The sequence below is a fragment of the Streptomyces sp. YIM 98790 genome (assembly GCF_011421595.1).
In the GTDB taxonomy this organism is placed as follows: domain Bacteria; phylum Actinomycetota; class Actinomycetes; order Streptomycetales; family Streptomycetaceae; genus Streptomyces.
The window spans coordinates 51,967-59,658 of the sequence record NZ_WTLH01000014.1 but is presented as its reverse complement, the minus strand read 5'-3'; the positions used below and the strand labels follow the sequence as shown (position 1 = coordinate 59,658).

Below are 7,692 nucleotides of genomic sequence, written 5' to 3'. Positions count from 1 at the left end.
GCCACCCGTCCGCCGGGTCCGGGGCGCCGCCCCGCCGGGCCCCGCCCGGCCGCCGGGCTCACCGGCCTCACCGGCCTCACCGGCCTCACCGGGGAGCCCCCATGCCGCCGGGCCGGGCGGGGTCGGGCACGGTGCCGGGTCCGGGCGAGTTCTGCGAGCCGCGCACATGGACTCCGCTGCCCGGATCGGCCGTGCAGCGCGCCTCGGTGTTGACTCCGGGGGCCGGCCCGGTGTCCAGGCCGTTGCGGTAGACGGTGCCCTCGTAGCCGGAGGTGCAGGGCAGCGGGTCGAAGAACGTGAGGACCAGCCCCGCGTGCAGCCCGTCCTCGCCCACCGCGGCCGAGCCGGCGGCGACGGCCTGCGGCACCCGCACCATCAGTTCCTCGATGCCGTCCTGCCGGGTGACCGCGATCTCGGCCGTGGTCAGCAGATTGGCCAGCACCACGGACAGATCCGGGCCGGTCTCCCGGAGCAGCGCGCCGACCTGGGCGGCGGCCTGCGGCCCGGCACCGATCAGCCGCCGCAGATCGGCGTCCGAGTCGGCCAGCCGGCCGGCGAGTTCGGCCGCCCCGGTGGCGAAGGCGCGCAGCGCGTCGGCCTCCTCGCGCTGGGTGCGCAGCACCGCCTCGGCGTCGGTGATCAGCGCGGTGGTGGCGGGCAGGGCCTCGTCGGCGGCCTCGATGAACTCGGTGCCGGACTCCAGCAGGGCTTCCAGATTGCCGGCCTGCCCGTCGAAGGCGGTGCCGAGTTCGTCGACCACGGTTTCCAGGGACTCCAGGGGCAGGGCCCCGGCCATCCGGTCCAGGCTGGTGAGCATGCGGGTGACCGGGGCGGGCAGCCGGGTGCGTTCCCGGGGGATGACCGAGCCGTCCTCCAGGTACGGCGGGTGGCCGTCGAGCGGGCGCAGGTCGATGTACTGCTCGCCGATGGCGGAGTAGTTGGCGACCACCGCCTGGAGGTCGGCGGGGATGCGGGGGGCGGAGTCGCGGATGCGGAGCTTCGCGCGGACGCCGCGGGAGGTGAGTTCCACGGCGCCGACCCGTCCGACCGTGACACCCCGGTAGGTGACATTGGCGTGCTGGTAGAGGCCGCCCGTCTCGGCGAGTTCGACGGTGACGGTGTAGTCGCCGTCCACGCCGGCCAGCCGCCCCAGGTCGGCGTAGCCGGTGGCGAGGTGGGCCATGGCGAGCAGGCCGAGCACGGCGAACAGCAGGTTCTTCAGGCGGACCAGCGGGGTGACCATCAGCCGGCTCCTCCCTCCGGTGACGGGCCGCGGCCGGGGTCGAGCGGCGGGATGAGCTCGGTGCCGGGGGCGGCGACCAGGTGCAGGTAGGCGTTGAGGTAGTCGCCCTTGATGCCGGTGAGCACCTCGTCGGTGAACGGGTAGGTGGCCAGCACCTGGAGGGAGTCGGGCAGGGACTGCCCGGCGTCGGCGAGGTTGCGCAGCACCGGGGCGAGCGCTTCGAGGCCGGCGACCACGTCGTCGCGGCTCTGCTCGACGGTGGCGACGGCGGTGCCGGAGAGGTCGTCCAGTGCGGTGAGCATGTCCACCAGTTCGGTGCGCTGTCCGGCGAGTGCCTCCAGGCCGGGTGGCAGGCCGTCCAGCGCGGTGGTGATCTCGGTTTCGTGGCCGGCCAGCGAGACGGCGAGGGCGTCCAGGCCGCCGATGGCCGCGGTGATGTTGTCCTTGTTGGCGTCCAGGCTGGTGGTGAGGGTGTGGAGGCGTCCCAGCACGGACCGCAGTTCGGGTTCGTTGCCCGCCATCATGGCGTTGAGTTCGCCGCTGATGGTGGCGATCTGTTCCACTCCGCCGCCGCTGAGCAGCATGGACAGGGCGCCGAAGACCTCCTCGACCTCGGTGGTGCGGGTGGTGCGGTCCAGCGGGATGGTGTCGCCGTCGGCGAGCCGGCCGCGCGGGGCCCGGTCGCCGGGCGGGGCGAGCTGCACGTACTTCTCGCCGAGCAGGCCGGACTGTTCCAGGCGGGCGACGGCGTTGGCGGGGAGTTCCACATCGCCGTTGATGCGCAGGGTGACCAGGGCGGTCCAGCCGTCGCCGGCCAGCCGGATGCCGGTCACCCGGCCCACCGGCACGTCGTTGACCTTGACCGAGGAGTGCGGCACCAGGCTGAGGACGTCGGCGAATTCGGCGGTGACCTGGTACGGGCGGTCGCCGAGTTCGGCACCGCCGGGCAGCGGGAGGTCCTCGATGCCGCCGAAGCCGGCCAGGGCCTGCCGGCCGAGCAGCCAGGCGGTCAGGGCGACGGCCAGTACGGCGGCGGTCACGCCGGCGCGCCGCAGTCCGCGGCGCGGGGCCCGCGGGCGGGGTGCGGGGATGGCGGTCACCGGTCGTCCTCCGCTTCCCGGAAGGTGCCGGCCGGGGGCAGGCCGAGCAGCCCGGCGGCGTCGGCGGCGCTGATCTCGGTGAGGTTGGCGCGGCCGTCGAAGGTGCCGGTGGCCGGGTTGTAGGCGTTGAGGACGTTGCCGGCGGCCAGCGGCAGGGTGTCCAGGGTCTCGGCGAGCGAGGCACGCTGGTCGGCCAGGGTCCGGGTCAGTCCGGTCAGCCGTTCCACACTGGTGCCGACGGCCTCCCGGTTGTCCGCCACGAAGGTCTCCACCTGGCCCAGCGCGGTGCCGAGTTCGGCCAGGGCGGTGGCCAGTTCCTCCTTGTCGGCGGCGAGGAAGCTGCTGACCTCGGCGAGCTGCTGCTCGGCGGTGCGCACGCCCTCGTCGTTCTCCTTGAGCATGGTGGTGAGTTCCTGGAGGCGGGTGACGGTGCCGAAGAGGTCCTCGCTGCTGTCGCCGAGGGTGCGGGAGGCGGAGCCCAGGTGCTCCAGGGCGGTGCCGAGCTTCCGCCCGTTGCCGTCGAGGTTGGCGGCGGAGACGTCGAGCAGGTCGGCCAGGGCGCCGTCGGCGTTGGCGCCGTCCGGGCCGAGGGCCTCGGCGAGGCCGGCCACCGAGTCGTAGAGCTGGTCGATGTCGAGCGGGACGGCGGTGCGTTCCCGGGGGATGAGTGCGCCGTCGGCGAGCTGCGGGCCGCCGGTCCAGGCGGGGGTGAGCTGGACGTGGCGCCCGGAGACGATGCTGGGGGTGACCACCACGGCGCGGGCGTCGGCGGGCACCTTGATGCCGGGCCGCAGGGTCATCTCGACGCTGACCTGTCCGCTCTGCGGGGTGATCCGGTCCACGGTGCCGACGGTGACGCCGAGCACGGTGACGTCGGACCCCTCGTGCAGGCCGATGGTGCGGTCGAAGTGTGCGGTGATCCTGGTGCCCTCCGTTCCGAAGAGGGCGGAGACGGCGGCCACGGCGGCGGTGGTCAGCACGGCGGCCACGGCGAGCACGGCCAGGACGCGGCGCGGGCGGACGGCGGTCATGATCCTCCCCCTCGGGTGTCGGCGGGCAGGCAGCCGGAGGCGGGTGTGCTGCCCTCGGGCAGGTATGCGGGCGGGACGACGCCGCAGAGGTAGAGGTCGAACCAGCGTCCGCTGCCGAGGGTGTTGCCGAGCAGCCGGTAGTAGGGGCCGGCCGCGGCCAGGGTGGCGTCCAGGTGTTCCTGGTTCTCCTCCAGCACGGCGGTGATCCGGTCCAGCGCTTCCAGGGTGGGGCCGAGCTGTTCCCGGTTGTCCTCGACCAGGCCGCCGAGCTGTTCGCCGAGCGCGGTGGAGCCGGTGAGCAGGGCGTGGATGGCGGTGCGGCGGGCGCTGAGCTCGCCGAGCAGCAGATTGCCGTCCTCCAGCAGGGTTTCGATGGTCGCGTTCTGGGCGGCCAGGTCCTCGGCGACCTGGTTGCCCGCCTCCAGCAGGCCGGCGAGTTCGGTGTCGCGGGAGGCGATGGTCCCGGAGAGGGCGGAGAGCCCCTCCAGTGCGGTCGCGACGTCCGCGGGGGTGTCCCGGAAGGTGTCGGCCATGACCCGGAAGCTCTCGGCGAGCCGGTCGGTGTCGAGTGCGCCGAGCGTCTCGCCGAGCCCCTCGAAGGCGCGGGTGACGTCGTAGGGGGAGGCGGTGCGGGTCAGGGGGATGGTCTCGTCCGGGTCCTGCGCGGCAGTGCCGAGCGGGTCCAGGGCCAGGTATGTGGAGCCGAGCAGGGTCTTGAGGGCGATGCCGGCGGTGGAGGCGTTGCCGACCCAGGCGTCGCGGACGGTGAAGGAGACGGTGACCCGGTCGCCGTTCAGTCTCACCCCGGTGACCTCGCCGACGGTGACGCCGGCGATGCGGACCTCGTCGCCGTCCCGGATGCCGGCCGCCTCGGCGAAGTCGGCGGTGTAGGCGGTGGCGTCGCCGGCCAGCGGGAGGGAGTCGGCCCGGTAGGCGCCGAGCGCGCACAGGGCAAGGGCGAGCAGTCCGGCGAGGCCGACGGTGGCCGGGTGGCGGTGGGCGGCGGCCCGGAGCCGGGCCGGCCGGCGTCGCGGGCGCGGCGGGCGGGGGTTTCCGGTGCGGGTGGTCATCCGGCGCACCTCGCGTCGGTCGCGGCCGGCCCGGTGGGCGCGGGGCTGCCGTCGTAGGTGGTCAGGCCGGTCACGGTGGCCTCGCAGAGGTAGAGGTTGAACCAGGAGCCGTAGGAGGCCAGGCGGGTCAGGGCCCGCATCTTGACCGGGGTCTGCGTCAGGAAGTTCTCCACCTGGGGGGTGCTGCCGGCCAGCAGGCCGGAGAGGCGGCCCAGTTCCTCGATGTCCTGGCGCAGCGGCTCGCGGCCCTCCTCCAGCAGGGCGGCGGTGGAGTGGCTCAGGTCGCCGATGGCGGTGACGGCCTCGCCGAGCGGTTCGCGGTCCTCGCTGAGGCCGGACACCAGCCGCTGGAGGGTGGTGATGAGTTCGGTGACGCCGGTCTCGCGCTCGTTGACGGTGGTGAGCACGGTCCTGAGGTTGTCGATCACCGCGCCGATGGCCTCGTCCTCGGCGGCGATGTGGGTGGTCAGGGACCCGATGGAGCGGACCAGCCCGCCGACGGTGGCGCCCTCGCCCTGGAGCACCTGCACGATCTCCCCGGCGAGTTGGTTGGTCTGCTCCGGGGACAGGCCCCGGAACAGCGGCTGGAAGCCGTTGAACAGCTGGGTGAGGTCCAGGGCGGGCGTGGTGCGCTCCAGCGGGATGGTGCCGCCGGGCCGCAGGGTGGCCCCGGCCTCGCCCGGGCCCTGGCCGAGCGCGAGGTACCGCTGCCCGGTCATGGTGAGGTAGCGCACGGCGGCCGTGGTGCCGGCGGGCAGGGTGCGCTGCCGGGTGACGGTGAAGGTGACCTCGGCGTAGCGGCGGTCCACCACGGCGATGGAGCGGACCTCGCCGACCTTGACGCCGGAGATGCGCACGCTGTCGCCCGCCGCCAGTCCGGTGACGTCGGTGAACCTGGCACGGTAGCGTTCGGTGCCGCCGACCTCGCCGCCGGCGATGCTGACCGCCAGGGTGAGCGTGGCGGCCACGGTGACCAGCACGAAGACCGCCGATTTCAGCAGCGGCCCGGTCAGGCTGCGGCTTCTCATCGCAGGCTCACCTCCGTGCCGCGGAACACCGGGCCGGCCAGCACCCCGGACCAGTCGGGCAGGGCGGCGCCGGAGCCGGTCCCGGCCGGGGCGCCGGAGAGCGTGAGGAGTTCGTTGACCAGGGCGTGCTCCTGGGGCGAGTTGGGCAGGCNTCGTTGACCAGGGCGTGCTCCTGGGGCGAGTTGGGCAGGCCGAGGCCGGTGCCGGCGGCTCCGTGCGCGGTGTGGCCTGCGGTGTGGGGGGCGCCGTAGCAGGCGGGTCCGCCGCCGGCGCCGAAGGACGGCGCGTCGCTGCCGGGCCGGTAGGCGCCGCGCGGCTGCACGGTGGTCAGTTCGACGTGCAGGCCGGGACGGCCGGTGCCCTTGCCCAGGGCGCGGTCCATCACGGGCACGAAGTCGGCCAGGGTCTTCAGGGTGCAGGGGAAGGAGGGGGCGTATGCGGCGAGCAGTTCCAGGGTGGGGCGGCTCGCGCCGCTCAGCCGGATGAGGTTGGCCCGGTTGGCCCGCAGGTAGCCGTCGAGTTCCCGGGCGGTGGTGGTCACCGAGGCGTAGAGATCGCCGAGCCGGGTGCGCTGTTCGGCGATGGTGGCACTGGTGGTGGCGGCATCGGAGAGCGCGGTGAGCAGTTCCGGGGCGGTCTCCGCGTACAGGTGGCCGACCTCCACCAGCTGTTTCAGGTCCTCGTTGAGGGTGGGAAGGTGGGGGTTGAACGCGGCGAGCTGGGCGTCGAGGGCGACCAGGGTCTCGCCGAGTCTCGCGCCGCGGCCGTCGAGTGCCCGGGCCACGGCGGTCAGGGTGGCGGACAGCTTCTCCGGCTTGACCGCGGACAGGGTGGGCAGCACCCGGTCGAGCACCTGCTCGATCTCGATGGCGTTGGCGCTGCGGTCGGCGGGGATCACGCCGCCCTCGGCGATCCGGGCCTCGGCGGGCCGCTCGGGCGGGATCAGCGCCACATGGCGTTCCCCGAACAGGGAGGTGGGCAGCAGCCGGGCGGTGACGTCGGCCGGTATCCGGTCCAGGTGCCGCGGGTCCAGCGCCAGGGTGAGCCGGGCGGTGGTGCCGTCGCTGGTGATCTCCCGGACCTCGCCGACCACCACGCCGCGCAGTTTGACATCGGCGTGCGGGCGCATCTCGTGGCCGGCCGCGCCGGTCTCCAGGGTGACGGTGGTGACCTCGGTGAAGTCCTTCCGGTAGACGGCGACCGCGTACCAGGCCAGGACCACCGGCAGCAGCAGGAACACCGCCCCGGCCAGCCGCAGGCCGAGGGTGCCGCCGCCGCGGCGCTTCTTCCTCGGGCGGGGGAATCCGGTCATCATCCGGCCACCCGCACGGTCGTGGTGGTTCCCCACAGGGCCAGGGAGAGGAAGAAGTCGGTGACCGCGATCAGCACGATGGCGGTGCGCACGGAGCGGCCGACGGCCACCCCGACCCCGGCCGGGCCCCCGGAGGCGCGGTAGCCGTGGTAGCAGTGGGCGAGGATCACCAGCACGCTGAACACCATCACCTTCAGGAAGGACAGCAGGACGTCGGTGGGTGAGAGGAACATGCCGAAGTAGTGGTCGTAGGTGCCGGTGGACTGGCCGCTGAACAGCACGGTGACGTAGCGGGAGGCCAGGTAGGAGCTGAGCAGGCCGATGGCGTAGAGCGGGATGACGGCCACGAAACCGGCCACGATCCGGGTGGAGACCAGGTAGGGCAGGGAGCGGATGCCCATCGACTCCAGGGCGTCGACCTCCTCGTTGATGCGCATGGCGCCCAGCTGTGCGGTGAATCCGGCGCCGACGGTGGCGGACAGCGAGAGCCCGGCCACCAGCGGGGCGATCTCACGGGTGTTGAAGTAGGCGCTGACGAAGCCGGTGAGCGCCTCGGTGCCGATCTGGCTGAGCGCGGCATAGCCCTGGATGCCGACCACCATGCCGGTGAACAGGGTGATGCCGATCATCACGCCGACGGTGCCGCCGATCACGCCGAGGCCGCCGCTGCCGAAGGCCACTTCGGAGAGCAGCCGCTGCACCTCGCGCAGATAGCGGCGCACCGCTCTGGGCGTCCACAGCAGCGCGCGGAGGTAGAAGGTGAGCTGGTCGCCGGGCCGGTCGAGGAAGCCGAACAGCCGGCGGGGGCGCAGCGCGCGGCGCAGCCCGGCGAGCCGGCCGGCGGGGCGGGGCGGCGCCGCGGGGGCGGGGCGGGGGGTGCGCACGGTCCGCGGTTCGGGGTCCCGGTC

At 73.9% G+C, this 7,692-nt stretch carries 7 protein-coding genes; all 7 read right to left on the bottom strand.

Annotated elements, in window-relative coordinates:
- Window positions 1-85: 85 nt before the first annotated feature.
- A complete protein-coding gene (locus tag GQS09_RS04745) occupies window positions 86-1,243 on the bottom strand; it encodes an MCE family protein (RefSeq protein WP_165984696.1) in 1,158 nt (385 codons plus the stop codon).
- On the bottom strand, window positions 1,243-2,343 hold the full coding sequence (locus GQS09_RS04740) for an MCE family protein (RefSeq protein WP_399552401.1): 1,101 nt from the start codon (window positions 2,341-2,343) through the stop codon (window positions 1,243-1,245). The genes GQS09_RS04745 and GQS09_RS04740 overlap by 1 nt, the downstream gene beginning before the upstream one ends.
- A complete protein-coding gene (locus tag GQS09_RS04735) occupies window positions 2,340-3,374 on the bottom strand; it encodes an MCE family protein (RefSeq protein WP_165984695.1) in 1,035 nt (344 codons plus the stop codon). Before GQS09_RS04735 ends, GQS09_RS04740 begins: the two co-directional genes overlap by 4 nt.
- On the bottom strand, window positions 3,371-4,444 hold the full coding sequence (locus GQS09_RS04730) for an MCE family protein (protein WP_165984694.1): 1,074 nt from the start codon (window positions 4,442-4,444) through the stop codon (window positions 3,371-3,373). The genes GQS09_RS04735 and GQS09_RS04730 overlap by 4 nt, the downstream gene beginning before the upstream one ends.
- A complete protein-coding gene (locus GQS09_RS04725) occupies window positions 4,441-5,472 on the bottom strand; it encodes an MCE family protein (protein WP_165984693.1) in 1,032 nt (343 codons plus the stop codon). The genes GQS09_RS04730 and GQS09_RS04725 overlap by 4 nt, the downstream gene beginning before the upstream one ends.
- A gap of 7 nt (window positions 5,473-5,479) precedes the next feature.
- Window positions 5,480-6,787 carry an MCE family protein gene (locus GQS09_RS04720; protein ID WP_399552400.1) on the bottom strand — a complete coding sequence of 436 codons (1,308 nt, stop codon included), beginning with the start codon at window positions 6,785-6,787 and terminating at the stop codon, window positions 5,480-5,482.
- Window positions 6,784-7,581 (bottom strand): ABC transporter permease, encoded by a 798-nt coding sequence (locus tag GQS09_RS04715; protein ID WP_165984704.1) that lies wholly within the window; start codon window positions 7,579-7,581, stop codon window positions 6,784-6,786. Before GQS09_RS04715 ends, GQS09_RS04720 begins: the two co-directional genes overlap by 4 nt.
- Window positions 7,582-7,692 lie beyond the last annotated feature (111 nt).